Origin of the sequence: Streptomyces natalensis ATCC 27448 (genome assembly GCF_000935125.1) — a bacterium.
In the GTDB taxonomy this organism is placed as follows: domain Bacteria; phylum Actinomycetota; class Actinomycetes; order Streptomycetales; family Streptomycetaceae; genus Streptomyces; species Streptomyces natalensis.
Genome location: NZ_JRKI01000061.1, coordinates 783,383 through 807,472, shown reverse-complemented (window position 1 = coordinate 807,472; position 24,090 = coordinate 783,383). Strand labels below are relative to the sequence as shown.

Annotated in this window: 25 protein-coding genes; 9 read left to right on the top strand and 16 right to left on the bottom strand. The window is 71.8% G+C overall.

What is annotated here, in order from left to right:
* Positions 1-17 precede the first annotated feature (17 nt).
* Positions 18-1,040 carry a LysR family transcriptional regulator gene (locus SNA_RS34300; RefSeq protein ID WP_420823542.1) on the top strand — a complete coding sequence of 341 codons (1,023 nt, stop codon included), beginning with the start codon at positions 18-20 and terminating at the stop codon, positions 1,038-1,040.
* A gap of 64 nt (positions 1,041-1,104) precedes the next feature.
* Here the strand turns inward: SNA_RS34300 and SNA_RS34295 are convergent, their stop codons facing one another.
* Positions 1,105-1,869, bottom strand: coding sequence for an alpha/beta hydrolase (locus SNA_RS34295; protein ID WP_030066844.1), 765 nt, complete (start codon positions 1,867-1,869; stop codon positions 1,105-1,107).
* A 103-nt stretch (positions 1,870-1,972) separates the two neighbouring features.
* Here SNA_RS34295 and SNA_RS34290 point away from each other — a divergent pair, with 103 nt between their 5' ends.
* Positions 1,973-3,133 carry an adenosine deaminase gene (locus SNA_RS34290; protein ID WP_030066845.1) on the top strand — a complete coding sequence of 387 codons (1,161 nt, stop codon included), beginning with the start codon at positions 1,973-1,975 and terminating at the stop codon, positions 3,131-3,133.
* Between the two features lie 163 nt (positions 3,134-3,296).
* Positions 3,297-3,623: a hypothetical protein gene (locus SNA_RS34285; protein ID WP_030066846.1), complete on the top strand. Its 327-nt coding sequence runs from the start codon at positions 3,297-3,299 to the stop codon at positions 3,621-3,623.
* Between the two features lie 149 nt (positions 3,624-3,772).
* Here the strand turns inward: SNA_RS34285 and SNA_RS34280 are convergent, their stop codons facing one another.
* The 5 genes from SNA_RS34280 to afsQ1 form a co-directional block, all read right to left on the bottom strand.
* Complete coding sequence (locus SNA_RS34280; protein WP_030066847.1) at positions 3,773-3,982, bottom strand: PspC domain-containing protein; 210 nt, start codon at positions 3,980-3,982, stop codon at positions 3,773-3,775.
* A 46-nt stretch (positions 3,983-4,028) separates the two neighbouring features.
* Entirely contained in the window at positions 4,029-4,580 is a 552-nt protein-coding gene (locus tag SNA_RS34275) for a VanZ family protein (RefSeq protein ID WP_030066848.1), read from the bottom strand.
* A gap of 175 nt (positions 4,581-4,755) precedes the next feature.
* A complete protein-coding gene (locus tag SNA_RS34270) occupies positions 4,756-5,379 on the bottom strand; it encodes a hypothetical protein (protein ID WP_037790568.1) in 624 nt (207 codons plus the stop codon).
* The gene (locus SNA_RS34265) at positions 5,376-7,106 is read right to left on the bottom strand and encodes an ATP-binding protein (protein ID WP_078970384.1); all 1,731 of its coding nucleotides are present in this window, start codon (positions 7,104-7,106) and stop codon (positions 5,376-5,378) included. The genes SNA_RS34270 and SNA_RS34265 overlap by 4 nt, the downstream gene beginning before the upstream one ends.
* Entirely contained in the window at positions 7,103-7,780 is a 678-nt protein-coding gene (afsQ1, locus tag SNA_RS34260) for a two-component system response regulator AfsQ1 (RefSeq protein ID WP_030066851.1), read from the bottom strand. Before afsQ1 ends, SNA_RS34265 begins: the two co-directional genes overlap by 4 nt.
* A 227-nt stretch (positions 7,781-8,007) precedes the next feature.
* Here afsQ1 and SNA_RS34255 point away from each other — a divergent pair, with 227 nt between their 5' ends.
* Positions 8,008-8,823, top strand: coding sequence for a SigE family RNA polymerase sigma factor (locus tag SNA_RS34255; protein ID WP_030066852.1), 816 nt, complete (start codon positions 8,008-8,010; stop codon positions 8,821-8,823).
* A 237-nt stretch (positions 8,824-9,060) separates the two neighbouring features.
* On the opposite strand, the gene SNA_RS34250 is transcribed toward SNA_RS34255, so the two are convergent.
* Positions 9,061-9,705 carry a uridine kinase family protein gene (locus tag SNA_RS34250; RefSeq protein WP_044368170.1) on the bottom strand — a complete coding sequence of 215 codons (645 nt, stop codon included), beginning with the start codon at positions 9,703-9,705 and terminating at the stop codon, positions 9,061-9,063.
* Between the two features lie 156 nt (positions 9,706-9,861).
* On the opposite strand from SNA_RS34250, the gene SNA_RS44890 reads away from it, so the two are divergent.
* Positions 9,862-10,572, top strand: a complete 711-nt coding sequence (locus tag SNA_RS44890; protein WP_051877339.1) for a hypothetical protein — start codon at positions 9,862-9,864, stop codon at positions 10,570-10,572.
* Positions 10,573-10,652: 80 nt separating this feature from the next.
* On the opposite strand, the gene SNA_RS34240 is transcribed toward SNA_RS44890, so the two are convergent.
* Genes SNA_RS34240 through deoC form a run of 3 tightly spaced genes read right to left on the bottom strand, consistent with a single transcriptional unit; the run spans position 10,653 to position 13,939 of the window.
* The gene (locus tag SNA_RS34240) at positions 10,653-11,513 is read right to left on the bottom strand and encodes an aldehyde dehydrogenase family protein (protein ID WP_030066855.1); all 861 of its coding nucleotides are present in this window, start codon (positions 11,511-11,513) and stop codon (positions 10,653-10,655) included.
* Positions 11,506-12,936, bottom strand: coding sequence for an aldehyde dehydrogenase family protein (locus SNA_RS34235; protein WP_030066856.1), 1,431 nt, complete (start codon positions 12,934-12,936; stop codon positions 11,506-11,508). Before SNA_RS34235 ends, SNA_RS34240 begins: the two co-directional genes overlap by 8 nt.
* A gap of 7 nt (positions 12,937-12,943) precedes the next feature.
* Entirely contained in the window at positions 12,944-13,939 is a 996-nt protein-coding gene (gene deoC / locus SNA_RS34230; protein WP_030066857.1) for a deoxyribose-phosphate aldolase, read from the bottom strand.
* Positions 13,940-14,058: 119 nt separating this feature from the next.
* Between deoC and SNA_RS34225 the strand changes: the two genes are divergently transcribed.
* Complete coding sequence (locus SNA_RS34225) at positions 14,059-14,679, top strand: PH domain-containing protein (RefSeq protein ID WP_030066858.1); 621 nt, start codon at positions 14,059-14,061, stop codon at positions 14,677-14,679.
* A gap of 74 nt (positions 14,680-14,753) precedes the next feature.
* Here SNA_RS34225 and SNA_RS34220 read toward each other — a convergent pair whose 3' ends face one another.
* Together SNA_RS34220 and SNA_RS34215 are read right to left on the bottom strand one after the other, a co-directional pair.
* A complete protein-coding gene (locus SNA_RS34220) occupies positions 14,754-15,116 on the bottom strand; it encodes a hypothetical protein (RefSeq protein WP_030066859.1) in 363 nt (120 codons plus the stop codon).
* Positions 15,117-15,407: 291 nt separating this feature from the next.
* Positions 15,408-15,815 carry a hypothetical protein gene (locus tag SNA_RS34215; RefSeq protein ID WP_078970382.1) on the bottom strand — a complete coding sequence of 136 codons (408 nt, stop codon included), beginning with the start codon at positions 15,813-15,815 and terminating at the stop codon, positions 15,408-15,410.
* 413 nt (positions 15,816-16,228) lie between these two features.
* Between SNA_RS34215 and SNA_RS34210 the strand changes: the two genes are divergently transcribed.
* On the top strand, positions 16,229-16,987 hold the full coding sequence (locus SNA_RS34210; RefSeq protein ID WP_030066861.1) for a GntR family transcriptional regulator: 759 nt from the start codon (positions 16,229-16,231) through the stop codon (positions 16,985-16,987).
* 156 nt (positions 16,988-17,143) lie between these two features.
* Here SNA_RS34210 and SNA_RS34205 read toward each other — a convergent pair whose 3' ends face one another.
* From SNA_RS34205 to SNA_RS34195, 3 genes are all read right to left on the bottom strand, one after another.
* Positions 17,144-18,817, bottom strand: coding sequence for a phospho-sugar mutase (locus tag SNA_RS34205; protein ID WP_044368166.1), 1,674 nt, complete (start codon positions 18,815-18,817; stop codon positions 17,144-17,146).
* A 243-nt stretch (positions 18,818-19,060) separates the two neighbouring features.
* Positions 19,061-19,882, bottom strand: coding sequence for a purine-nucleoside phosphorylase (locus SNA_RS34200; RefSeq protein WP_030066864.1), 822 nt, complete (start codon positions 19,880-19,882; stop codon positions 19,061-19,063).
* Between the two features lie 156 nt (positions 19,883-20,038).
* A complete protein-coding gene (locus tag SNA_RS34195; protein ID WP_030066865.1) occupies positions 20,039-20,476 on the bottom strand; it encodes a gamma-glutamylcyclotransferase family protein in 438 nt (145 codons plus the stop codon).
* A gap of 150 nt (positions 20,477-20,626) precedes the next feature.
* On the opposite strand from SNA_RS34195, the gene SNA_RS34190 reads away from it, so the two are divergent.
* Both SNA_RS34190 and SNA_RS34185 read left to right on the top strand, forming a co-directional pair.
* Positions 20,627-22,072, top strand: coding sequence for an NAD(P)H-quinone dehydrogenase (locus SNA_RS34190; protein ID WP_030066866.1), 1,446 nt, complete (start codon positions 20,627-20,629; stop codon positions 22,070-22,072).
* A gap of 243 nt (positions 22,073-22,315) precedes the next feature.
* On the top strand, positions 22,316-23,263 hold the full coding sequence (locus SNA_RS34185; RefSeq protein ID WP_030066867.1) for a DeoR/GlpR family DNA-binding transcription regulator: 948 nt from the start codon (positions 22,316-22,318) through the stop codon (positions 23,261-23,263).
* Between the two features lie 214 nt (positions 23,264-23,477).
* Here the strand turns inward: SNA_RS34185 and SNA_RS34180 are convergent, their stop codons facing one another.
* Positions 23,478-24,059, bottom strand: coding sequence for a TetR/AcrR family transcriptional regulator (locus SNA_RS34180; protein ID WP_030066868.1), 582 nt, complete (start codon positions 24,057-24,059; stop codon positions 23,478-23,480).
* Positions 24,060-24,090 lie beyond the last annotated feature (31 nt).

The following is a 24,090-nucleotide window of genomic DNA, read 5'->3' as shown; positions in this document are numbered from 1 at the left end:
GGCGCCTCATGCGTCCAATGCATGGAAACTGCATAATTGATTCCGTGAAGCATGATCGCAGTTCACGAGCCCCACTGTCGCAACCTCGCAACAGAAAAGACGGCCCGGAAGTGGCGGAGGCCACTGATCTTGGGGCGGATTCCTGGGCCTGGGCGCTCGCCCCGCGCCTGGCGCAGTTCACCGCGGTGGCCCGGCACGAGCATGTCACCCGCGCCGCACAGGAACTCGGCATGCCCCAGCCGACCCTCAGCCGCGCCCTCGTCCGCCTGGAGGAGGACCTTGGCGTCGCCCTCTTCGCCCGGCACGGCCGCACCCTCTCGCTCACCCCGGCCGGACACGCCTTCCGCGCGAGCGCCGAACGGATGCTGACGGACCTCGACCGAGCCACCGAGTCCCTGCGCGCCGATGCCGACCCCAGCGCCGGCAAGGTCGCCTTCGGCTTTCTACACACCCTCGGCTCCGAGACCGTCCCCGGCCTCATCCGCACCTTTCGCACCGATCACCCCCGGGTCCGCTTCCAGCTCGTCCAGAACTACGGCGAGGCGATGATCGAACGGCTGCGGGCCGGGGACCTCGATCTGTGCCTGACCTCGCCGGTGCCGGACTCCCCGGACCTCGTCGCCCGGCGCCTCGACGAGCAGAAGCTGCGGCTCGTCGTCCCCGACGACCATCCGCTCGCCCGCCGCAAGCGGATCCGGCTGGCGGAGGCGGCGGGCGAGCTGTTCGTGACCCTGGAGCCGGGGTTCGGGCTGCGCCGGATCACCGACGCGCTGTGCGCCGAGGCCGGGTTCACGCCGCGGGTCGCCTTCGAGGGGGAGGAGGCCGAAACGCTGCGGGGCCTGGTCGCGGCCGGGCTGGGCGTGGCCCTGCTGCCGCCGCCCGCGGTGCCGCGCCCCGGCGTCGCGGAGCTGACGGTGACCGCGCCGCGTGCGGTCCGCGAGATCGGCGTGGCCTGGGTGGACGGACACCAGGACACGCCGCCGGTGGCCGCGTTCAAGAAGTTCCTGCTGAGCCGGCGGGGGGTGCTGTTGCCTCGGTGACGTGCGTCGGTGTGACGTGCCTCGGTGACGGCGGCCCGCAGATGCGGCAGCACCCCCCGCCGGCTCAATGCCGCAGCGACGCCCCGAACCCCGACGCCAGCGGCATCCGCAGGCCCAGGGGCGGGGGCGCGGCCAGCGCGTCCCGGACCGGGCGGGCGTAGTCGCGGGTGAACAGGGACCCGAGCAGGAAGTCGGTGGCCAGGGCGTGGACTTCGGCGCGGTGCTGGTGGAGGGCGTGGCCGTCGGAGTGCACCTCGAAGCGGCAGATGTCGCGGTTGATCTTCTTGGCGCGTTCGGCGTAGCGGTAGGAGAGGTCGGGGTCGGTGCGTTCGTCGTTGGTGCCGTGGACGAGCAGCACCTGACGGCCGATGAGCTGTTTCACCGGATCGGGGGCGGTTTCGGGCACGGGGTCGGGGAACCAGGGGGCGAGGGCGAGAACGGAGTGGACGGCCGGATGGCCCGCGGCGTGCAGGGCGGCGCGGCCGCCCATGCCCGTGCCGACCAGACAGACCGGCACATCGCCGTAGCGGCGGACGATCTCGTCCAGCGCCCAGGCGGCGTCCCGTGCGGGGTGGGCGGAGGAGCCGTTCCAGCCCCGGCAGCGATAGCGCAGAACATGGGCGGCCAGGCCCTCGGGGCGGCCCGCCCGCGCCAGCCGTACGGCGAGCGGGCGCACCGCCAGGGCCGACAGCGGCGACGGCCGCCGCACCCCGGTCGCGCCCCCCGACGGCAGTAACAGGGCGACCCCGTTCACCGTCCGGTCCGCACCCGCCGTACCCCGCGGTCTTCCCAGCCGGGCCTCGCGCACCGGCAGCGCTTGCTGAGACATGACCAGAACGATGGCAGAAGGCAGCGCACCGGCCACCCTGCGGACGGGTCACTGTTACGTATCGTTCGGTGATATCTACGCGCGTAGGGGCTACAGTGCCGAGATGACGAGCGAGACCACCACCCTCCCCAGCAGTGAACAGATCCGGCGCGCCCCCAAGGTGCTGCTGCACGATCACCTCGACGGCGGGCTGCGTCCCGGTACCGTCGTCGACCTGGCCCGCGAGACCGGCTACGACGGCCTGCCCGAGTCCGACCCCGACAAGCTGGGGATCTGGTTCCGCGAGGCGGCCGACTCCGGTTCTCTGGAGCGCTATCTGGAGACCTTCGCGCACACCTGCGCCGTCATGCAGACCCGCGACGCACTGATGCGGGTCGCCGCCGAGTGCGCCGAGGACCTGGCCGCGGACGGTGTGGTCTACGCCGAGATCCGCTACGCCCCCGAGCAGCACCTGGAGAAGGGGCTGAGCCTCGAAGAGGTCGTCGAGGCGGTCAACGAGGGCTTCCGCGAGGGCGAGCGACGGGCCCGCGCGAACGGTCACCGCATCCGCGTCGGCGCCCTGCTGACCGCCATGCGGCACGCCGCCCGCGCCCTGGAGATCGCCGAACTCGCCAACCGCTACCGCGACACCGGCGTCGTCGGCTTCGACATCGCGGGCGCCGAGGCCGGCTACCCGCCCACCCGGCACCTCGACGCCTTCGAGTACCTCAAGCGCGAGAACAACCACTTCACCATCCACGCCGGTGAGGCCTTCGGCCTGCCGTCCATCTGGCAGGCGCTCCAGTGGTGCGGCGCCGACCGGCTCGGCCACGGCGTGCGCATCATCGACGACATCGAGGTCGACGACGACGGCGCGGTCACGCTCGGCCGGCTCGCCTCGTACGTCCGCGACAAGCGCATCCCGCTGGAGATGTGCCCCACCTCCAACCTCCAGACCGGCGCCGCCTCCTCCTACGCCGAGCACCCCATCGGGCTGCTGCGCCGGCTCCAGTTCCGCCTCACGGTCAACACCGACAACCGGCTGATGAGCGGCACGAGCATGTCCCGGGAATTCGAGCACCTGGTCAAGACATTCCGATACACGCTCGATGACATGCAGTGGTTTACAGTCAATGCGATGAAATCAGCATTCATTCCTTTCGATGAACGTCTGGCGATGATCAATGACGTCATCAAGCCCGGATACGCGGAACTCCGGGCCGAATGGCTCTTCCGTCAGGCGGGCACAACACCCGGTACGAGCAGGGGTTCTGACGCTGTGTAACGAGCGTTCTGCGGGATGGCGCGCGATGTAGCAAAAACGGCCGGTGCCTGTCCACCGGCCGTTTTTGCCGGGCCTTGGGTGTTTGCGGCGGCGGTAATTGCCTCACTAGGTTGATTGGCCGGTCGAGCCCCGATCACCATCCCCATCACAAGGACGTATTTCGATGAAGCAGGGAACCATCAAGACTCTCGGTGCCGCCGCTCTGGGTGCCGCTTTCGTCGTCACCGCGGCAGGCGCGGCCTCTGCGGCCTCCGTGGCCCCGTCGGTGCCCGTGGGCAGCGACGGTCTGGTCAAGTCGGCCACCGACAAGCTGCCGGTTCACTCGGCCACCGAGAAGCTCCAGGGGGCCACCCGCACCGTTGCGGGGACCGCCCACGTCCTCAAGCCGGCCGGCGTCACGACGCACACCAACTCCAAGGGCAACTCGCTCGGCCCCGTCCCGATCGACGGCGCCCTCCACAGCCTGCCGCTGAGCACCAGCAACAACTGATCCAGCCGACGCCTTCCGGGCCCGGGCGTGCCCCGGCAGCCGCGCCGCAGTGCGCAGCCGCCGGGGCACGGCCCTTTCCGGGCCCCGGCCACGCACCGCCCGCGGCCCGTCCGTCGCACGGCCGCGGCGGGGCCCGGCTGCCGGCCGGTCTACCAGGCGGCGGCGCCGGTGGCGCGGTCCTCCGAAGGGAGGAGTATCCACAGCGCCAGATAGACGAGGAACTGCGGACCCGGCAGCAGACACGACAGCAGGAAGATCACGCGCATCGTCGCGGGGGTCGTACCGAAGCGACGGGCCAGGCCCGCGCACACTCCGGCGATCATTCGGTTGTTGCGGGGGCGGACCAGTGCGGCGGCCATGAGGAACTACTCCTTTGCGACTCGGCGGGGCGGCTGCCCCGATGTCTCAAAGGTAGGTACGGCTGCCGGACAGCACGTCAGCCTGTGGGGCCAGACCGACCCTGGAAATTCTCGGGGTCGTACCCCTGAGACGCTCCCTCCGGCGGCGGAGCTTGTAGCGGTACCCGGGGACGACGGCGAGATGAGCCACCGCCACCCCCGCCGTGCCCAGCAGCACCGAATCCACATCGGGGACCTGCCCCGGCACCCCGGTCTGGAGCAGTTCGATGGCCAGCGCGATCATCGCGCCCGCGAAGACCGTACGGGTCAGGGACACCAGCGGCGACACATCCAGCCGCCCGGCCGCCATGGGCAGCAGCACCCCCAGCGGCGCCAGCAGCAGCACCTGGCCGCTCAGGCTCTGCACCGCATGCCAGGGCCCGCGGGCCAGCTCGGCGCTGATCGACGCCAGCGGCTGGAGATTGGGCGCGGGAACCCAGGGCACCGTACGGGGACGCAGCGTCAGCCAGCCGACGATCAGCAGATGCGCCACCAGCAGCAGAAGTCCGGTGGCGCGCATACGGAGGGCGGCGTTGTCGCCGGAACCATGACGCTGCACACTGGCCAGGACGCCGGTAGCGGGGGCCGCGGTTCCGCCCTGTTGCGCCCGTCTTGGCCGGATGCCGCGCCACGGGAACGGCCGCCCCGCCATCCCGCGTTGCGGCCCGTCCGGGCCCGGAAGCCGGCCGGTCCCGGCCCGTCCGCCCTTTTGCGCCCGGCCCATCAGAAGGGCCCTAGCCCTCCGCCGCCAGCGGATCGCCCCACCCGGCGTTCTGCGCGATGTCCGGATTGGCGAGCACATCGGCCGAGCAGTCGTAGCGGTGCGGCGCGTCCTTGCCGGGGCCGCCCAGGACCGCCGCATGGGTACGGCCCAGCGCCGGGGCGGCGCCGTAGGTGCACACCAGTTGGGCCAGCGCGAAGGACGGCAGGTCCTCCGGCCGGATGCTCAGCCGCAGCGCCTCGGCCGGATCGCCGGCGCGCGGACCGCTCACCCGCAGGTCCTCGGGGACCGCGCTGCTGAACCCGGCTCCGTCCTCCGCGGGCGAGGGCTGCCGCCGCAGCTCCGCCAGCAGTGCCCGCGCGGCGGCCAGCCGGGTGGCGGCCGCCGAAGTGCCCTTCGGCCGCGGCACCGACCGCTCCACCTGCGCCAGCGTGGAGCTGCACACCAGATAGACGGAGACCTGCACGCCACCGGGCGCGGCCGTCTCCGAATCCCGCGCCGGGGCCTTGCAGCTCACCCGCGAGGGCGCACCGCCCGCATCCACCGGCACCGACGTCCCCCGGATACCGCAGCCCGCCGCGGCCAACGCCACCGCGGCCACCAGGGCGAGCCGGGGCAACCACCCGGACCGCGTCATCGCTCCCCCTCCGTGCCCTGTTCCGCGGTGCCGTCGTCCGTGCGGCCCTCGCGCCGCTCGGCCCGTCCGCCGTCCGCCAGCCGCGAGGCGTCCCTCGGCAGCCGCAGCGTGAAGACCGCGCCGCCCTCGGGCCGGTTGGCCGCGGTGATCTGCCCGCCGTGGATGTGTGCGTTCTCCATCGCGATCGACAGGCCCAGCCCGCTGCCCTCCGACCGCGGCCGCGAGGCGCTCGCCTTGTAGAAGCGGTCGAAGACGTGCGGCAGCACCTCCTCGGGAATGCCGGGCCCGTTGTCCTGCACGCGGATGACCAGCTCACCCGCCCTGGCAGCCGCCTCCGAAGCGCCCTCCGCCACGGAAGCCTCCGCCAAGGAAGTCTCCGCCACGGAAGCCGCCGCCGCAGAAGCCTCTTCCGAGGGCGGCTCCTCCGTGCGGACGGACACCCGTACCGGCGACCCGCCGTGCTTGAGGGCGTTGCCGATCAGATTCGCCAGGATGACGTCGAGACGCCGCGGGTCCAGCCGGGCCACGATGCCCCGGTCCGCGTCCAGATCGACCGCGTCCAGCCAGGCCCGCGCATCGATACAGGCCGTCACCTGGTCGGCGACGTCCACATCGTCCAGCACCAGCCGGGCCGTCCCCGCATCGAAGCGGGTGACCTCCATCAGGTTCTCCACCAGGTCGTTCAGCCGCCGCGTCTCGCTGACCACCAGCTGGACGGCGGGCGCGATCATCGGATCGAGGGAGTCGGCCTCCTCCTCCAGCACCTCCGAGACCGCGGTGATCGCCGTCAGCGGCGTGCGCAGCTCGTGCGACATATCGGCGACGAAGCGCCGCGAGGCCGCCTCACGGCCGCTCAGCTCCTCGACCCGCTGCTCCAGCCGCTCCGCCGTACGGTTGAACGTCCGCGACAGATCCGCCAGTTCGTCGGTGCCGGTCACCCGCAGCCGGGTGTCCAGCCGCCCCTCGCCCAGCTGCCGCGCCGCATACCCCAGCCGCTGTACGGGCCGCAGCACCGTCGTCGCTGCGGCCTGTGCCAGCAGCGCCGAGCCGACCAGCGCCAGCGCGGTGGCGATCCCCAGCGACCAGGCCAGCGAATTGAGGTCCTGCCCCTCGGTGGCCAGCGACTTGATCATGTAGCCGGTGGGCCCGCCGCCGATCACCTTCGCCCCGGCGACCAGATAGGGGACGTCCCCCACCTCCTGGCGCTGCCAGTACAGATGGTGCGCATACGGGTTGGACTCGTCGACCGGACGCACCTCGTTGACGGCCTTGCGCAGCGCCGTCGGCACCCGCGCCAGCGACAGCAGGTCCTTGTCCGTGGTCGCCGCGCAGGGCTTGCCCTCGTGGTCCGTGGCGATCAGCAGCACCGTGTAGTTCTGCGGACCGGCTGCCATCTGCCGTGCCGCGTCCTGGAGTTCGGTGCACCGCGGCCGCAGCGGCAACGACCGCGTACTGTCCTCCAGCGACTTGCGGAAGTCCTTGAGCACCGCATTCTGCGTACGGTCGAGCACCGTGTTGCGGTTGAGCCAGTACGCGATGCCGGACGCGGAGACCGCCGCGGTCAGCGCCACCAGCGCGAAGACCACGACCAGCCGCAGCCGCAGGCTCGTCCAGCGCAGCAGCCCCGAGGCGCGCCGCAGCAGCCGGGCGGGCCGGCCGCCGGGCTTGGCCGCCGCGGTGTCCTCGATCGCCTCCTCGCCGCCGCCGTCCTCGGTCCGTCCCCTCACTGCGGGGAGTCCAGCCGGTAGCCGACGCCACGGACCGTACGGATCAGGGTCGGCGAGGACGGGACGTCCTCCACCTTCGCGCGCAGCCGCTGGACGCACGCGTCCACCAGGCGCGAGTCGCCCAGGTAGTCGTGCTCCCACACCAGCCGCAGCAGCTGCTGCCGCGACAGCGCCTGCCCGGGCCGGCGGCTCAGCTCCAGCAGCAACCGCAGCTCGGTCGGCGTCAGTTGCAGATCCTCGCCGTTCTTGGTGACCGTCATCGCCGACCGGTCGATCACCAGCGAACCGAACGTCGCCGAATCGCTCGACTCCCGCTCGCCGCGCCGCAGTACGGCCCGGATCCGGGCGTCCAGCACCCGCCCCTGGACCGGCTTGACGACATAGTCGTCCGCTCCGGACTCCAGCCCCACCACGACGTCGATGTCGTCGTTGCGCGCGGTGAGCAGAATGATGGGCAACTGGTCCGTACGCCTGATCCGCCGGCACACCTCGAAACCGTCGATGCCCGGCAGCATCACATCCAGCACGATCAGGTCCGGCCGCTGCTCGCGCAGCAGCTTCAGGCCGTCCTCGCCCGACGCCGCGGTCACCACACGGTGACCTTGGCGCGACAACGAGAGTTCGAGGGCCGTGCGGATGGCGTCGTCGTCCTCGATCAGCAACAGGAAAGGCACGTCAGACATTCTGGCCCATGGGACGGCGGCACATCGACCGGCGGCCCCCTCTCACAGGCGGGGCGGTCGGGTGGGGCTCCCGCGCCGGGGCGCTCGAACCCCTGTGACAGGGCTGTGACAGTCGGCGGACAACGTCATGAAACTGGGTTGGCAGTCTTTTGGGCACCGGGGAGAGATCAACACCCGGGACACACCGAACGAGCTGGCTCTTTGACGGGGGGCGCACGATGAACACGCTGCACGGCACCACTTCCAGCGCAGTGATCACGCGACTCCACGACGTCGTACGGGCCGGGGAGAAGTCCGGTGCCGTGAGCGGGCGGGGGTGCGCTCGCGGCACCGGGCGTCAGCGGCCGCCGTACATGGTGGCCATTGACGCGACATCGGTGGGACTCCCCGCGGCCAACGGGGGAAACGAGGGCCGCGGGGCAGTCAACGGGGGAACGCACGGGGGAAACCACGGGGGAACGGAGTACAGGGAGGGCACGGGGGAACGGCGCTCCGCGTCGGAGGCGGCCGAGGCCGAAGCGGCCTTCACCGCCTACGTCCAGGAGCGCCGCGCCTCCCTGTACGCCACCGCGTACCACCTGACCGGTGACCGCTACGAGGCCGAGGACCTGCTCCAGAGCGCGCTGTTCTCGACCTACCGGGCCTGGGACCGGATCAGCGACAAGGCCGCGCTCGGCGGCTACCTGCGGCGCACCATGACCAATCTGCACATCAGCGCCTGGCGCCGCCGCAAGCTCAACGAATACCCGACCGAGGAACTGCCCGAGACGGCCGCCGACGCGGACGCGATGCGCGGCACCGAACTGCGCGCCGTCCTGTGGCAGGCGCTGGTCCGGCTGCCCGAGGCGCAGCGCACCATGCTGGTGCTGCGCTACTACGAGGGCCGTACGGACCCGGAGATCGCGGACATCCTCGGCATCAGCGTCGGCACGGTGAAGTCGAGCATCTGGCGCTCCCTGCGCCGGCTGCGCGAGGACGAGGTCCTCAGCTTCGGCCGTGACGAGGAGGAGTCCTTCGGCGAACTGGTCGCCTGAGGACGGGGGAAACCAGGGGGGACACGGGGGAACACGGGGGGACGTGCCCGAGGGGTAACGGGGTACGGGGGAAACCGGCCGAACGCGGCGGAGCGATCCGCCGGGCCGGACGTATCGGGGGATACGGGGGAGACGGGGGAAGGGAAGCGGGTTCGGACGGCCGGGGGGGGCTGTCCGAGCCCGCTTCCCGCGTTTCGCGTTGGGGCCGTGAGCGGTGAGCCGCGGGCCCGTACGGCCTCAGGAACGGACGACGCCCGCCCCGACCGCGTCCCCCACCCGCGCCGCCGCGATACGGGCCAGCGCCTCCGGCTGCGCGCACGGGTGGGCGCCCAGCGCGCAGTGCCGGGCGACGACCGAGCGTTCCCGGCGCAGCAGCCGCAGTCCCCGCCGCACCAGATACACCGGCGGTTTACGGCCCTCGCGCAGATCCCTGGCCAGCCGCCGGCGAAAGGTGGTGGTGGGCCGGCCGCGCAGACACAGTGCATCGGCCAGCAGCCCCGCGTCGCGGCACTGCGCTATGACGTCGGCGGCGAAGATGCCCTCCGCGAGGAACAGCGGCGCACCGCCGAGCTCCAGCCGCGAGGCGCCGACCCGGGCGCTGGCCGCGATGTCGTACACCGGCACGGCCGTCGTCCCCGTACGGCACAGCGCCTCGATCGCGGCGACCGCGGCCGCGGCGTCCCAGGACAGCGGCGAATCCCAGTCGGCGCCGCCGCCGTTGGGCAGCTGCGGCAGCGTCGGGTCCGTCCCCTCCTTGTAGAAGTCGTCGAGATTGAGGACGGGCAGACCGGTCAGCGCGGCGAGCGAGGTCTTGCCGGAGCCGGAGGGACCGGTCAGCAGGACGACGCGGGCGGGTGGCCGGGACGGGGACTGGGAGCTCACGGGCACCCATTGTCCGGCATTGGGCCGTTGGGAGTACCCCGGCATGCGAGACGGATCCTCAGCTGGATCCGTCGGCGCACCCTCGCCTACCCTACGTAGCCGATTGACTACTCCGAGGCGCCATCCGCAGGATCGCGCAGTCAGGTGGCACCGCATATGGCCTCTCACGCACGCCCCACGCCCCGCCGCATCCCCCGCAGCCTGCTGCGTACCGCGCTCGCCGTCTCCGCGGCCGGTGCCGCCCTCGCGGCCGGCAGCTCGGCGGTGGCGAGCGCGGCACCCTCGCCCGAGCGCGGCCCCGGACATCCCGCGACCGGGTCCGAACATCCCGCGACCAGGTCAGAACATCCCGCGACCGGGTCCGGACACCCAGCGACCGGGTCCGAACATCCCGCGACCGCCTCCGAACACCTCGCAACCGGCTCCGGACACCCCGCGACCGGCTCCGGACACCCCGCGACCGGGTCCGAACACCCCGCAACCAGGTCAGAACACCCCGCAACCGGCTCCGAACACGCCGCGGCCCGCGCCGACCGCCCCGTGGGCATGCCCGTCCACAACCCGGACCGCAGCCCCGACCGCCCCGTATCCCGCCCCCACCGCCCCGCGAGCAGTACCGACGCGACCGCCAAGGGCGCGACCTCCGGCGTGCGGAATTCGGTCGTCGGCGCCACCGGCACGCTCAAGAACCTCCAGCTCAACCCCATGGCCAACACCGGGGTCGACCCGCTGGACAACTCGGTCGACACGAAGATCGCCGACTTCAGGCCCGTGAGCACCAAGATCGTGACCGGCCCCCTCTCAAGCGGCGCCGCCCCCAAGGACCTGCCGCTGGTGGGCAGGGCGACGCGGCTCCTGCCGGGCTGAGCACCCGCCGGGCCGAGCAGCGGAAACGGCGCGGGGCCCCGTCCGTGTGGACGAGGCCCCGCGCCGCCAGCTCCCGGTCGTCAGACACCCATCGGGTGCCACACCGTCTTCGTCTCCAGGAAGGCGAGCAGCCGCTCCGTGCCCGGATCGGCGCTCCAGTCGGCCGCCCCCGGGCGCACCACGCGCTTGAGGTTGTCGGCCGCCGCCGTCTCCAGCTCCTTGGCCAGACCGGCGTCCGCGCCCGCGAGATCGAGGGCGTTGACGTCCTGGTGGGCGGCGAGCGGGGCCGCGATCTCCGCCGTACGGCCGGAGAGCAGATTGACCACGCCGCCCGGCAGGTCGGAGGTGGCCAGCACCTCGGCCAGGGACAGCGCGGGCAGCGGGGCGTTCTGGGACGCCACCACGACCACCGTGCTGCCGCAGACGATCACCGGGGCGATCACCGACACCAGGCCCAGGAACGACGACTCCTGGGGCGCCAGGACCGCGACCACGCCCGTCGGCTCGGGGGAGGACAGGTTGAAGTACGGGCCCGCCACCGGGTTGGCGCCGCCGGCGATCTGGGCGATCTTGTCGGACCAGCCCGCGTACCAGACCCAGCGGTCGATCGCCGCGTCCACCTGGGCGGCGGCCTTGGCCTTCGACAGCCCCTCGGCGTCCGCCACCTCGGCGACGAACTGGTCGCGCCGGCCCTCCAGCATCTCCGCGATGCGGTAGAGGACCTGGCCGCGGTTGTAGGCCGTGGCCCCCGACCAGCCGCCGAACGCCTTACGGGCGGCGACCACCGCGTCCCTGGCGTCCTTGCGGGACGCCAGCGGGGCGTTGGCCAGCCAGTTGCCCTTCGAGTCCGTCACCTCGTACACCCGCCCGCTCTCGGACCGGGGGAACTTCCCCCCGACGTACAGCTTGTAGGTCTTCAGGACGCTGAGTCGGTCAGACATTGAGGTACGCCTCCAGACCGTGACGGCCGCCCTCGCGGCCGTAGCCCGACTCCTTGTAGCCGCCGAACGGCGAGGCGGGGTCGAACTTGTTGAACGTGTTGGACCAGATGACGCCCGCACGGAGCTTGTTCGCCATCCACAGGATGCGCGAGCCCTTCTCCGTCCAGATGCCCGCCGACAGCCCGTAGGGCGTGTTGTTGGCCTTGGCGACGGCCTCCTCCGGCGTGCGGAAGGTCAGCACGGACAGCACCGGGCCGAAGATCTCCTCGCGGGCGATGCGGTGCGCCTGGGTGACCCCGGTGAACAGGGTCGGGGCGAACCAGTAGCCGGAGGTGGGCAGTTCGCAGGCCGGGGCCCAGCGCTCGGCGCCCTCGGCCTCGCCCGCATCGACGAGCGCCGTGATCCGGGCCAGCTGCTCGGCGGAGTTGATCGCGCCGATGTCGGTGTTCTTGTCGAGGGGGTCGCCCACCCGCAGGGTCTGCATCCGGCGCTTGAGCGCGTCCAGCAGCTCGTCCTGGACCGACTCCTGGACCAGGAGGCGCGAACCCGCGCAGCACACATGTCCCTGGTTGAAGAAGATCCCGTTGACGATGCCCTCGACGGCCTGGTCGATCGGCGCGTCGTCGAAGACGATGTTCGCCGCCTTGCCGCCCAGCTCCAGGGTGACCTTCTTGTCGGTGCCGGCGACCGTCCGGGCGATGGCCTTGCCGACCCCGGTGGAGCCGGTGAAGGCCACCTTGTTGACGTCGGGGTGGGCCACCAGGGCGGCACCCGTGGAGCCGTCGCCCGTCAGGATGTTGACGACGCCCTTGGGCAGCCCCGCCTGACGGCAGATGTCCGCGAAGAACAGGGCGGAGAGCGGGGTGGTCTCGGCCGGCTTCAGCACGACCGTGTTGCCGGTCGCCAGCGCCGGGGCGATCTTCCAGGCCAGCATCAGCAGGGGGAAGTTCCACGGGATGACCTGGCCGGCGACGCCCAGGGGGCGCGGGTTGGGGCCGTAGCCCGCGTGGTCGAGCTTGTCGGCCCAGCCCGCGTAGTAGAAGAAGTGCGCGGCGACGAGGGGGAGGTCGGCGTCGCGGGACTCGCGGATCGGCTTGCCGTTGTCCAGCGACTCCAGGACGGCCAGCTCGCGCGAGCGCTCCTGGATGATCCGGGCGATCCGGAAGAGGTACTTGGCGCGCTCGGCGCCCGGCAGCGCCGACCACTTCTCGAACGCCTTGCGGGCGGCCTTCACGGCGCGGTCGACGTCGTCCCCGCTCGCCTGGGCGACCTCGGAGAGGACCTCCTCGGACGACGGGGAGACGGTCTTGAAGACCTTGCCGTCGGAGGCGGGGGCGAACTCGCCGTCGACGAACAGCCCGTAGGACGGCGCGATGTCGACGACCGCGCGGGACTCGGGTGCGGGTGCGTAATCGAAGGTCATGACTGCCTCAGTCCACCGTGACGTAGTCGGGGCCGGAGTACCGGCCGGTGCCGAGCTTCTGACGCTGCATCAGCAGGTCGTTGAGCAGGCTGGACGCGCCGAAGCGGAACCAGTCGGCGGTCAGCCAGGGCTCGCCCAGCGTCTCGTTGACCATCACCAGGTACTTGATGGCGTCCTTGGTCGTACGGATCCCGCCGGCGGGCTTGACGCCCACCTGGATGCCGGTGGCGGTGTGGAAGTCCCGTACGGCCTCCAGCATCAGCAGTGTGACCGGCGGGGTGGCGTTGACGGCCACCTTGCCGGTCGAGGTCTTGATGAAGTCGGCACCGGCCAGCATCGCCAGCCAGGAGACCCGGCGGACGTTGTCGTACGTCTCCAGCTCACCGGTCTCGAAGATCACCTTGAGGTGCGCGGCGCTGCCGTCGGGGCGGACGCACGCCTCCTTCACCTGCTTGATCTCCTCGAAGACCGACAGATAACGCCCGGAGAGGAAGGCCCCCCGGTCGATCACCATGTCGATCTCGTCGGCGCCGGCCGCGACCGCGTCACGGGTGTCGGCCAGCTTGACCGGCAGCGCGGCGCGCCCGGCCGGGAAGGCGGTGGCGACGGAGGCGACATGAATGCCGGAGCCGGCCAGCGCCTCCTTGGCGGTGGCCACCATGTCGGGGTAGACGCAGATCGCCGCGACCTTGGGGGCGGTGCGGTCCGTCGGATCGGGATGGACCCCCTTGGCGCACAGCGCCCGGACCTTGCCGGGGGTGTCCGCGCCTTCGAGGGTCGTCAGGTCGATCATGGAGATGGCGAGGTCGATGGCGTACGCCTTCGCCGTGGTCTTGATCGAGCGGGTGCCGAGAGTGGCGGCGCGGGCCTGGAGCCCCACCGCGTCGACGCCCGGGAGGCCGTGCAGAAAGCGGCGCAGCGCTCCGTCGTCGGCGGTGACATCCGCCATTGACGCCAGACGCCCCGCGGCTTCCTTGCCGTATGCGGGAACAGTGATGGGCATGGTCACGAGGGGAGCATATCTACGCGCGTAGCAACATGTCAGCCCCTGGGGCGGGGCCGAGGCGCGAATGATGCCGTAACGCAATGTCCGGCATCCGGACGGTCGGGCAGAATCGGCACATGACGAGCCCGCGCCCCGCCACCACGCCACAGCAGCAGTACGCCGACCGCAGCTATCGCTCCCCCGCGGCCCTGGCGGGCGGCGCCCTGCTCCTCCTGCTCGGCCTCTGGCTCGCCGGCGATGCGCTGCTGCGCGGCACCGGGCACACCCGGCTCACGGCCGCCTTCGCCCTGCTGCTCGGCGTTCCGCTGGTGTACGCCTTCACGCTGCGGCCCGTGGTGCGGGCGGGTGAGGACCGGCTGACGGTGCGCAATCCCTTCCGTACGATCACGCTGCCCTGGGGGGCCGTCGAGGACCTGCGGGCGACCTTCTCCGCCGAGGTGCTCACCGCCTCCGCGAAGTACCAGATGTGGGCCATCCCCGTCTCCCTGCGCCAGCGCAAGAAGTCCGACCGCCAGGCCACCCGCGCCGCCGCCGGCCTCCGCTCCGCCCGCACCGCCGACCCCGGCCCCGTCCCCCGCGCCACGGCCGACCGCACCCTCGCCGAACTCCGCGACCTCAAGGACCGCGCCACCACCCGCGCGACCGCCCAGGGCGAGGTGACGGTGCGGTGGGCGTATGAGGTCATCGGGCCGTGTGTGGTGGGGGTTGTGGGGCTGGGCGTGGTGGTGGGGCTTTAGGGGCGCCCCCGGGGACCGGTACGTCTACGGCCCGCACCTTCGAGGTGCGGGCCGTAGACGTGGGGGCTGGACGGTTACCGCGCCTTCTCGATCGCCTCGAAGATGTCCGTGTCGGTCGCCTTCTGCCAGTCCGAGAGGTCTGGCCAGTCCGCCACATACCCCGGTTTCGGGTCCTCGAAATGCTTGAACATCTGCGCTGTCCAGCACGTAGCGACGAACCGGCCCTTCTGTTCGGGTGTCAGCCGCGACGCGTGACCGGCGCTCAGGGCGAGCAACTGGCGCACCTGCTCGTACACCGCCCCCGCGGCCTCGCGCTCCCACTCCGGGGTGTCCTCCCACGGAGTCACGTAGCCGGGCTTGGGCTCGCCCGGGAAGTGCTGGCGAACGCCGGCAATCCACGCTTCCCTGAACAGCCGCGCGCCTTCCATCTGCGACATGCCACGCCCTCGCGTCACGTCGTGCACAATGCGTCGATCTCCGCGGTCAGCTCAGCCATACCGGCTTCCTTGGCCAGGGGGCCGAACTGGGCCCGTAGCCCGTGGAGTCTACGGGCGACGTACCCAGACGCCGACTCCCGAGCGAGCTGAACGGCCTGGCGGCCGAAGGCGCCGATCGTTGGTCAAGGCCCCTGTTCAGTGACGCCAGTTGGTCACAGACGATTGGTTGGACCGTCCCCTTAGCGGGTCGGTACCTATTCCCCTCGTCGCGCCGCGGTGGCGCGGCATCCCTCAGGGAAGCGCCCCAGAAGCTGGGACGGGCCGAGGGCTGAACCCGTCGGCACAGTCAGGCACTCCGGCCCCAGGCTGCGGCCCGTCACAGTCGTCCCCGCCGTCCATGTCTCGATCGTCGTCAAGCAGGCGCAAGCGGGCGCCCCGGCTCTGCGACACCCGGTGCACTTTGGTCAGGTGGTCGTTCAACTCGACGGCCAGCAGATGGAGTTCGCCCGGTGTCCACGTCCGGCCGGCGAGGATGCGGCAGGCTTCTTCGATGAGTTCGGCGGCCGAGCTCATCTGCTCCGCTTCCATTTCGTCGGCGAGGCGGGCGACGTAGCCGGTGCCGTCGCTCGCGAGGAGGTAGCAGGGTTTTCCGTCCGGGCTTGTCCAAGGCAGCAGTCGTGCATCGTCCAAGGGGCTCATCGAGCGGCCACCGCCGCCCCATGGAGTAGGCGCAGACCCTCGTCGATGCCGTGCACCGCCAGCCACAGCACGCGTCGCTGCCCAGGCTGCTGGGTGGGCACGTGGGGAGGTACGAGCCTCGGTGCCGCCTTGCGCGAGGTGACGGGACGAGGGCCGGCCGCGCGGTGGCGGCCTCGGCCAGGCAGTAACCGGCACAACAGCGCCACGAAGATCATTCCGATGGGGTGAATCAAGTCGTCAACCTCCGTGCGGTTGAGGGGTTCGTCCTGGACGCGGGTGCCGTCCGTGACGTGACCAAGTGAAGCGCGTCCTCTCTAGAGATGTCAATATTTCTCTAGAGATCTCACGGATGGGCAGGCGCTGCACGGGCGAACAAACGGACTAGGGTGTCTAGAGATCAGAGAGGAGGGCGGATGACCGCCAAGGGCAACGGCCGTCAGCCGAAGTACCAGCGCATTGCCGAGGCGCTGAAGGCGGCGATCAAGGCTGGCGAGTACGGCCCTGGTGATCGGCTGCCCGGTGAGAACGACCTCATGGCCACGTACCAGGTCGCCCGGATGACGGCCCGGCAAGCGCTGGGCGTTCTGCAGAACGAAGGGGTCGCTGAGGCACGCAAGGGCGCGGGCGTCTTCGTCCGCGACTTCCAGCCTTTGAGGCGGCGCGGTATTCAGCGACTCGCGCGGGAGCAGTGGGGAGAGGGCCGGTCCATCTGGTCGGCCGACATCGGCGACCGGGAATTGGTCGTCGATCAGGTCACCGTCACCGAAGCGCCGGCGCCCGCGGCCATCGCGGCCGTTCTCGGAATCGAGCCGGACGAGCGGGTGTGCGTGCGCAGCCGCCGTTTTGTCCTCGAAGGCAAGCCGGTGCTGCTGGCCACGAGCTTCCTTCGTGCTGACCTGGCGGCAGGCTCGGCGATCACTCAAGAGGGCACCGGCCCTGGCGGCATTTACGCACGCCTGGCCGAACTGGGCCATACACCCGTGCACTTCCGGGAGGAAATCCGCTGCCGGATGCCATCCCCGGATGAGGTAAACCGGCTCAGCCTCAGCACGGGCACACCCGTGATCATCATCGTCCGCACCGCCTTTGAGGACGGCGGCCGCCCTGTGGAAGTCAACGAGATGATCCTGGACTCGGCCGCGTACGTGCTCGAATACGACGTCGACGCATAGTCGATGCACAGCGGAGGCGGCGAGCGTCCGAGGGAACCGTTCGCCATCTGACTCACCTCCGGCTACAGCGGTACCGCCTCATTCCACTTCCGCAACACCAAGGGCCGGGCTCCGAAGAGCCCGGCCCTGGTGTATGCGGGTGCGTCCGACGTTCCGTCAGATCCCGGCCACCGCCGACAGATCCCGCTTGACGGCGGCCAGCGTCGCCGTGGCCTTGTCGCGGGCCGCCGGGAGGGCGGCGGCGTCGGGGGCCGGTACCACGACCTCCAGATAGCACTTCAGCTTCGGCTCGGTGCCGCTGGGGCGGACCACGATGCGGGCCGCTTCGATGCCGGCCTCCGGGGAGCCCGCCAGGTAGTAGCGCAGCCCGTCGGTCGGCGGGAGGGAGTCGGTTCCCTTGGTCAGGTCTTCCGAGGACGTCACCGTCAGGCCCGCCAGTGTGGTCGGCGGGGTCTCGCGGAGTCGGCGCATGGCGTCGGCGATCAGCGACAGGTCCTCGACGCGGACCGAGAGCTGGTCGGTGGCGTGCAGGCCGAACTCCAGGGCGAGGTCGTCCAGGAGGTCGCTGAGGGTGCGGCCCGCGTGCTTCAGTTCGGCGGCCAGTTCGGCGATCAGCAGGGCGGCGGTGATGCCGTCCTTGTCGCGTACGCCCTCCGGGTCGACGCAGTAGCCCAGCGCCTCCTCGAAGGCGTACCGCAGCCCGTCCACCCGCGCCAGCCACTTGAAGCCGGTCAGTGTCTCCTCGTAGGGGAGGGACGAGGCGGCGGCGATCCGGGACATGAGGGAGGACGAGACGATCGTGGTCGCGAAGGTGCCGGACGCCTGCTTGCTGACCAGGTGGGCGGCGAGCAGCGCGCCGACCTCGTCGCCGCGCAGCATCCGCCAGCCGTCCTGCGTGCCCGGGGCAGGTACGGCGACGGCGCAGCGGTCCGCGTCCGGGTCGTTGGCGATGACGATGTCCGGCCCGACGGACTGCGCGGTGGCGAAGGCGAGGTCCATCGCGCCGGGCTCTTCCGGGTTGGGGAAGGCGACGGTGGGGAAGTCGGGATCCGGCTCGGCCTGCTCGGCGACGACCGTCGGGGCGGGGAATCCGGCCCGCGCGAAGGCGGCGACGAGGGTGTCCCGCCCGACGCCGTGCAGGGGCGTGTAGACGACCTGGAGGTCGCGCGGGGAGCCGGGGGTCAGCACGGCGTCCGTACGCGCCAGATACGCCCGCAGAACCTCGTCGTCGAGGGTCTCCCAGCCGGACTCGGGCCGCGGTACGTCGGCCAGCGAGCGCACCGCGGCGATCTCGGCGGCGATCTCGCCGTCCGCGGGCGGCACGATCTGCGAGCCGTCGCCCAGATAGACCTTGTAGCCGTTGTCGCGCGGCGGGTTGTGGCTGGCGGTGACCTCGACGCCGGCCACCGCACCCAGGTGGCGGATCGCGAAGGCCAGCACGGGGGTGGGCAGCGGACGTGGCAGCAGCGCGGCGCGCAGGCCCGCACCGACCATCACCGCTGCCGTGTCACGGGCGAAGTCGGCGCTCTTGTGGCGCGCGTCGTAGCCGATGACGACCAGCCCCGAGCCCTCGCCCTTCGCCTTCAGGTACGCGGCAAGCCCGGCCGCGGCCCGGATGACCACCGAGCGGTTCATCCGCATCGGGCCCGCGCCCAGCTCACCGCGCAGTCCGGCCGTGCCGAACTGGAGCGTGCCGGCGAACCGGGCGGCCAGCTCGTCGGTGTCCCCGCCGGCGAGGAGCCCGGCCAGCTCGGTGCGCGTCTCGGGGTCGGGGTCCTCGGCCAGCCATGCCTCGGCCCGGGTGATCAGCTCCGTGCGATCGGAAGCCACGTGATGCTCCTGCCTGTGGGTGCGGGGTGGGTGGGTGCGGTGGGTTGCGTACGGGGCGGGCGTACGGGGTCGGCGGGCGCACGCCCCGATGCGTACTTCCGTGCCCCGCGCGCTCCCGGGACGGGCCGAGCCAACCGGCCACCGAACGGCCCTGCCCGCGGCCCGGCCCCCGGGTCGGACGGGACCCGGGGACCGCGCCTCGGGCAGGGCCTCGGCCTCGCCCGGTTCCGGCTTGCGCCGCGGCTAGATCTTGCTGAGGACCTGTCCGAGCAGGGCACCCATCCGGGTCGCCGAGTCGCGGCCCGCCTGGAGCACCTCCTCGTGGTTGAGCGGCTCGCCCGTCATGCCCGCGGCGAGGTTGGTCACCAGGGACAGCCCGAGGACCTCGGCGCCCGCCTCACGGGCGGCGATGGCCTCCAGGACCGTGGACATGCCGACCAGGTCCGCGCCCAGGGTGCGGATCATCCGGATCTCGGCGGGGGTCTCGTAGTGCGGGCCGGGGAACTGGGCGTAGACGCCCTCCTCCAGGCTCGGGTCGATCTCCTTGCACAGCGCGCGCAGCCGCGGCGAGTACAGGTCCGTCAGGTCGACGAAGTTCGCGCCGATGATCGGGGAGGTGGCGGTGAGGTTGAGGTGGTCGTTGATCAGGACCGGCTGGCCGGGGCGCATGCCGTCGCGCAGACCGCCGCACCCGTTGGTGAGCACCACGGTCTTGCAGCCGGCCGCGACGGCGGTACGGACACCGTGCGCGACCGCGGCAACGCCTCGGCCCTCGTAGTAATGGGTACGGCCCAGGAAGACCAGCGCGCGCTTCTCGCCGACGCGGTACGAGCGGACCTTGCCGCCGTGACCGGCCACGGCGGGCGGCGGGAAACCGGGCAGCTCGGTGACCGGGAACTCGTGCTCGGGCGCGCCCAGGGCCTCGGCGGCCGGGGCCCAGCCCGAGCCCATGACCAGGGCGACGTCGTGGGTCTCGGCGCCGGTGAGTTCGCGCAGTCGCGAGGCGGCGGCGTCGGCGGCGGCCTGCGGGTCGCGGGCGATGTCGGGAGTAACAGATGCGTTCACGCGGACGAGGGTAGCCGCAAATCTCCTACGCGCGTAGATGTCGCTGCCCACACGGCTGGGACCGATCGCTTGTGTCTTCCCACGAACCGGCGGGCCGGGCGTGGCGCGCGAGCCGCCCCGGGCCGGGCGAAACCCGCACCTCCCGGGCCGCCGCTCTCAGCAGGGCCGCTTGCGCAGCTCCATCACATAGTCGTGCGGGGCGCCCGCCGATTCCGCCGCGTCGGCGATCTCGCCCAGGTAGCGGGCGGAGGGGAGGCCGCCCTCGTAGCCGTTGAGGACATAGACCCAGGCCGGCTCGTCGCCGTCCAGCGTGTGCACCCGCACCCGCATCCGGCGGTAGATGTCCAGGCCCACGCCCTCCCACCGGTCCATGGACTCCTCGTCCATCGGGGCGATGTCGTAGAGCGCGACGAAGACCTGCGAGCGGGGGGCCTCGACGATCGTCGCCAGCGCGCCTTCCCAGCCCATCTGCTCGCCGCCGAAGGTCAGCCGCCAGCCGTTCAGCCAGCCCGTGCCGCGCAGCGGGGAGTGCGGTGCGCGGCGGGACATCAGCCGCGCGTCGAGGTTGCCGGCGTACGCGGCGTAGAGCGACATGGTTCTGAGGGTACGGGAGGTTGCCGGGTCGGCTCTTGATACCGGATTGCTACCGGAGATTCGTACAAAGCGGCGGGACCGCCCGCGCCGGGCCGGTCGCTACGCGCGCAGACCGCCCCCGAGGAGAGCGTCGGCGAGCCGTGCGGGACAATGGAGGGCGTGACTCGGATCGTGATCATCGGTGGCGGACCCGGCGGATACGAGGCGGCCCTGGTGGGCGCCTCTCTCGGCGCGGAGGTGACCGTCGTCGACTGCGACGGTCTGGGCGGGGCGTCGGTGCTCACCGACTGCGTACCGTCGAAGACTTTGATCGCGACGGCCGAGGTGATGACCACCTTCGACTCCTCCTACGAGGAGCTGGGCATCATCGTCGAGGACGACACGCCGCATATCGACCGCCCGGCGCGCGTCGTGGGCGTCGACCTCGGCAAGGTCAACCGCCGTGTCAAACGCCTCGCGCTCGCCCAGTCGCATGACATCACCGCCTCGGTGACCCGCGCCGGCGGCCGGGTGATGCGCGGCCGCGGCCGCCTGGAGCCGGGCCAGTCGCCCGACGGTGCGCGCCGGGTGACGGTGACCGCCGCCGACGGCACCGAGGAGACCCTGGTCGCCGATGCGGTGCTGGTCGCCACCGGCGCCCACCCCCGCGAGATCCCCGACGCGCTGCCCGACGGCGAGCGGATCCTGAACTGGACGCAGGTCTACGACCTGACCGAGCTCCCCGAGGAGCTCATCGTGGTCGGCTCCGGCGTCACCGGCGCCGAGTTCGCCGGCGCCTACCAGGCACTCGGCTCCCGCGTCACCCTCGTCTCCTCCCGCGACCGCGTCCTGCCCGGCGAGGACCCCGATGCCGCCGCCGTCCTGGAGGACGTCTTCCGCCGCCGCGGGATGAACGTCATGGCCCGCTCGCGCGCCGCCGCCGTCAAGCGTGTCGGCGACCGCGTCGAGGTCACCCTGGCCGACGGCCGGACCATCTCCGGTACGCACTGCCTGGTGGCCGTCGGCTCCATCCCCAACACCGCGGGCATCGGCCTGGAGGAGGCCGGCGTCAAGCTCAAGGACTCCGGCCACATCTGGACCGACAAGGTCTCGCGCACCAGCGCCCCCGGCGTCTATGCGGCCGGCGACTGCACCGGCGTCTTCGCGCTCGCCTCCGTCGCCGCCATGCAGGGCCGGATCGCGATGTACCACTTCCTGGGCGACGCGGTGACGCCGCTCAACCTCAAGACCGTCTCCGCGAACGTCTTCACCGACCCGGAGATCGCCACCGTCGGCTACTCCCAGGCCGATGTCGACAACGGCAGGATCGACGCCCGGGTGGTCAAGCTGCCGCTGCTGCGCAACCCGCGCGCCAAGATGCAGGGCATCCGCGACGGCTTCGTCAAGCTCTTCTGCCGCCCCGGTACGGGCATCGTGGTCGGCGGCGTGGTGGTCTCCCCACGCGCCAGCGAGCTGATCCACCCCATATCGCTCGCGGTCGACAACAATCTGACCGTCGAGCAGATCGCCAGCGCCTTCACGGTCTACCCGTCACTCTCCGGATCCCTCGCCGAGGTCGCGCGCCAGCTGCACACCCGTAAGGCGGCCAACGACTAGGTCGACCCGGCGCGCGCCCGGCGGGCCGTCGAGCGCGCGCCGTGCGCACGGGTTAATTACCTGACCAGCAGTCAAACCGTATTGCGCACCCATGAGTTCGCGCGCGGCGCACGCCGTATATCACGGCGGCGCATGCGCCGTGCGCAACTTCCGGTATTTGGTGCAACCTGCTGAAAACAGACGGTCGTTGGCGTTACTGTCAGTTTCGTGTTCGCTGCAGAACGTCGCCAATTGATCCTTGAAATGGTGCGTGCCAACGGAGCGGTGTCGCTCCGGGAGCTCGCCCGTGTCGTCCAGACCTCCGAAGTGACCGTACGGCGGGATGTGCGGGCGCTGGAGGCGGAAGGGCTGCTCGACCGCCGCCACGGCGGGGCGGTCCTGCCGGGAGGTTTTACCCGGGAGTCCGGATTCCCGCAGAAATCCCATCTAGCGACCGCCGAGAAGACGGCCATCGCCGATCTCGCCGCGGGTTTCGTCGACGAGGGCGAGGCCATCGTCGTCGGCGCCGGGACCACCACCCAGGAGCTGGCCCGCCGGCTGGCCCGGGTGCCCGGCCTGACCGTGGTCACCAACTCGCTGCTGGTCGCCCAGGCCCTGGCCCATGCCAACCGCGTCGAGGTCGTCATGACCGGAGGCACCCTGCGCGGTTCCAACTACGCGCTGGTCGGCAGCGGTGCCGAACAGTCCCTCCAGGGGCTGCGGGTCTCCCGCGCCTTCCTGTCGGGCAGCGGTCTGACCGCCGAGCGGGGCCTGTCCACCTCCAACATGCTCTCCGCCAGCGTCGACCGGGCGCTGGTGCAGGCGGCGGGGGAGGTGGTGGTGCTCGCCGACCACACCAAGCTCGGCTCCGACACGATGTTCCAGACCGTGCCCACGGACGTGATCACCCGGCTGGTCACCGACGAGCCGCCGGCCCACGACGACCGCGCCGCCACCGAACTCCAGGCCCTGGCCGATCAGGGCGTGCAGATCGCGGTCGCGAGCGGGCCGGGCGCCGGGCAGGGACCGGACCGTCCGGGCGCCGCGGACGGCGCGGTGGGGGAGCGCAGGGCCTCCCGGCGGGACGTGCCGCTGCCCGGCCAGCGCCGTAACCTCCCCCCGGGAAACGGCGGTTCCCCCCTGCGCCCGGCGCCGTCGCTGGCGGAGGGGCCGGGCGGCCGGGTGGCGGATCTGGCGCCGAGACGCCGCTGATAATCACGTGCGTCGTGGTGGGCCGGGGCCGGAGCCGTTGGTGGTTGCTGTTCACGTTGTGGTGGCGGTGGTGATCACGTGCGTCGTGGTGGGTCGGGGCCGGGGCCGTTGGTGGTTGCCGTTCACGTTGTGGTGGCGGTGGTTGTTCGGCGGATTTCCGGGGTGCCGGTGGCCGGGTACGGCGTGGTGAACAGCTCCGCCCTGGGACCGCCCCTCAGCGCCCCGCCGAGAGCCCGCTGAGGGTGAGCGTGAGCAGGCGGTCGGCCAGGCCCGGGTCGTCGGGGGACTCCTCGACGGCCAGGGCGATGCCGTTGGTCAGCTGGAGCAGGTCGCCGATGGCCACATCGGGGCGGACGGCGCCGGCCCGCTGCGCGCGGCCGAGCAGGGCCTCGCCGGCCTCGCGCATCGGTACGCTGCACCGCGCCATCGCCGAGCTGTCGTCCGCCGACGCCGCCATCAGGGCGCGGGACAGCCCGCGGTAGGTGCTGGCGTGGGTGATGACCGCGCGCAGCCAGTCGACCAGCGCGCGGCACGGCTGCGGCGCATCGGCCAGCTCCCTGGCGTAGGCCAGCAGGGCATCCACCTCGCCCTGGAAGACGGCGCCCATCAGGGCCGTACGGCTGGGGAAGTGGCGGTAGAGGGTGCCGATGCCGACGCCGGCACGGCGCGCGATGTCCTCCAGCGAGGTGTCCGTGCCATGCTCCGTGAAGGCCGTACGGGCCTGGGTCAGCAGCCGTTCGTAGTTACGGCGCGCATCCGCCCGCATCGGGCGCGCGCCCGCCGTCTCGGTCCCCATCGCCGTCCTCCCTCGCCCCGGCCGGTCCCGG

What these genes read in the sequence shown, in the direction of transcription:
- SNA_RS34300 (WP_420823542.1), top strand. Translation starts at nt 18, where the DNA reads ATGCATGGAAACTGCATAATTGATTCCGTGAAGCATGATCGCAGTTCA.
- SNA_RS34295 (WP_030066844.1), bottom strand. Translation starts at nt 1,869, where the DNA reads ATGTCTCAGCAAGCGCTGCCGGTGCGCGAGGCCCGGCTGGGAAGACCG.
- SNA_RS34290 (WP_030066845.1), top strand. Translation starts at nt 1,973, where the DNA reads ATGACGAGCGAGACCACCACCCTCCCCAGCAGTGAACAGATCCGGCGC.
- SNA_RS34285 (WP_030066846.1), top strand. Translation starts at nt 3,297, where the DNA reads ATGAAGCAGGGAACCATCAAGACTCTCGGTGCCGCCGCTCTGGGTGCC.
- SNA_RS34280 (WP_030066847.1), bottom strand. Translation starts at nt 3,982, where the DNA reads ATGGCCGCCGCACTGGTCCGCCCCCGCAACAACCGAATGATCGCCGGA.
- SNA_RS34270 (WP_037790568.1), bottom strand. Translation starts at nt 5,379, where the DNA reads ATGACGCGGTCCGGGTGGTTGCCCCGGCTCGCCCTGGTGGCCGCGGTG.
- SNA_RS34255 (WP_030066852.1), top strand. Translation starts at nt 8,008, where the DNA reads ATGAACACGCTGCACGGCACCACTTCCAGCGCAGTGATCACGCGACTC.
- SNA_RS44890 (WP_051877339.1), top strand. Translation starts at nt 9,862, where the DNA reads ATGGCCTCTCACGCACGCCCCACGCCCCGCCGCATCCCCCGCAGCCTG.
- SNA_RS34240 (WP_030066855.1), bottom strand. Translation starts at nt 11,513, where the DNA reads ATGTCTGACCGACTCAGCGTCCTGAAGACCTACAAGCTGTACGTCGGG.
- SNA_RS34235 (WP_030066856.1), bottom strand. Translation starts at nt 12,936, where the DNA reads ATGACCTTCGATTACGCACCCGCACCCGAGTCCCGCGCGGTCGTCGAC.
- deoC (WP_030066857.1), bottom strand. Translation starts at nt 13,939, where the DNA reads ATGCCCATCACTGTTCCCGCATACGGCAAGGAAGCCGCGGGGCGTCTG.
- SNA_RS34225 (WP_030066858.1), top strand. Translation starts at nt 14,059, where the DNA reads ATGACGAGCCCGCGCCCCGCCACCACGCCACAGCAGCAGTACGCCGAC.
- SNA_RS34220 (WP_030066859.1), bottom strand. Translation starts at nt 15,116, where the DNA reads ATGTCGCAGATGGAAGGCGCGCGGCTGTTCAGGGAAGCGTGGATTGCC.
- SNA_RS34215 (WP_078970382.1), bottom strand. Translation starts at nt 15,815, where the DNA reads ATGAGCCCCTTGGACGATGCACGACTGCTGCCTTGGACAAGCCCGGAC.
- SNA_RS34210 (WP_030066861.1), top strand. Translation starts at nt 16,229, where the DNA reads ATGACCGCCAAGGGCAACGGCCGTCAGCCGAAGTACCAGCGCATTGCC.
- SNA_RS34195 (WP_030066865.1), bottom strand. Translation starts at nt 20,476, where the DNA reads ATGTCGCTCTACGCCGCGTACGCCGGCAACCTCGACGCGCGGCTGATG.
- SNA_RS34190 (WP_030066866.1), top strand. Translation starts at nt 20,627, where the DNA reads ATGGAGGGCGTGACTCGGATCGTGATCATCGGTGGCGGACCCGGCGGA.
- SNA_RS34185 (WP_030066867.1), top strand. Translation starts at nt 22,316, where the DNA reads ATGGTGCGTGCCAACGGAGCGGTGTCGCTCCGGGAGCTCGCCCGTGTC.
- SNA_RS34180 (WP_030066868.1), bottom strand. Translation starts at nt 24,059, where the DNA reads ATGGGGACCGAGACGGCGGGCGCGCGCCCGATGCGGGCGGATGCGCGC.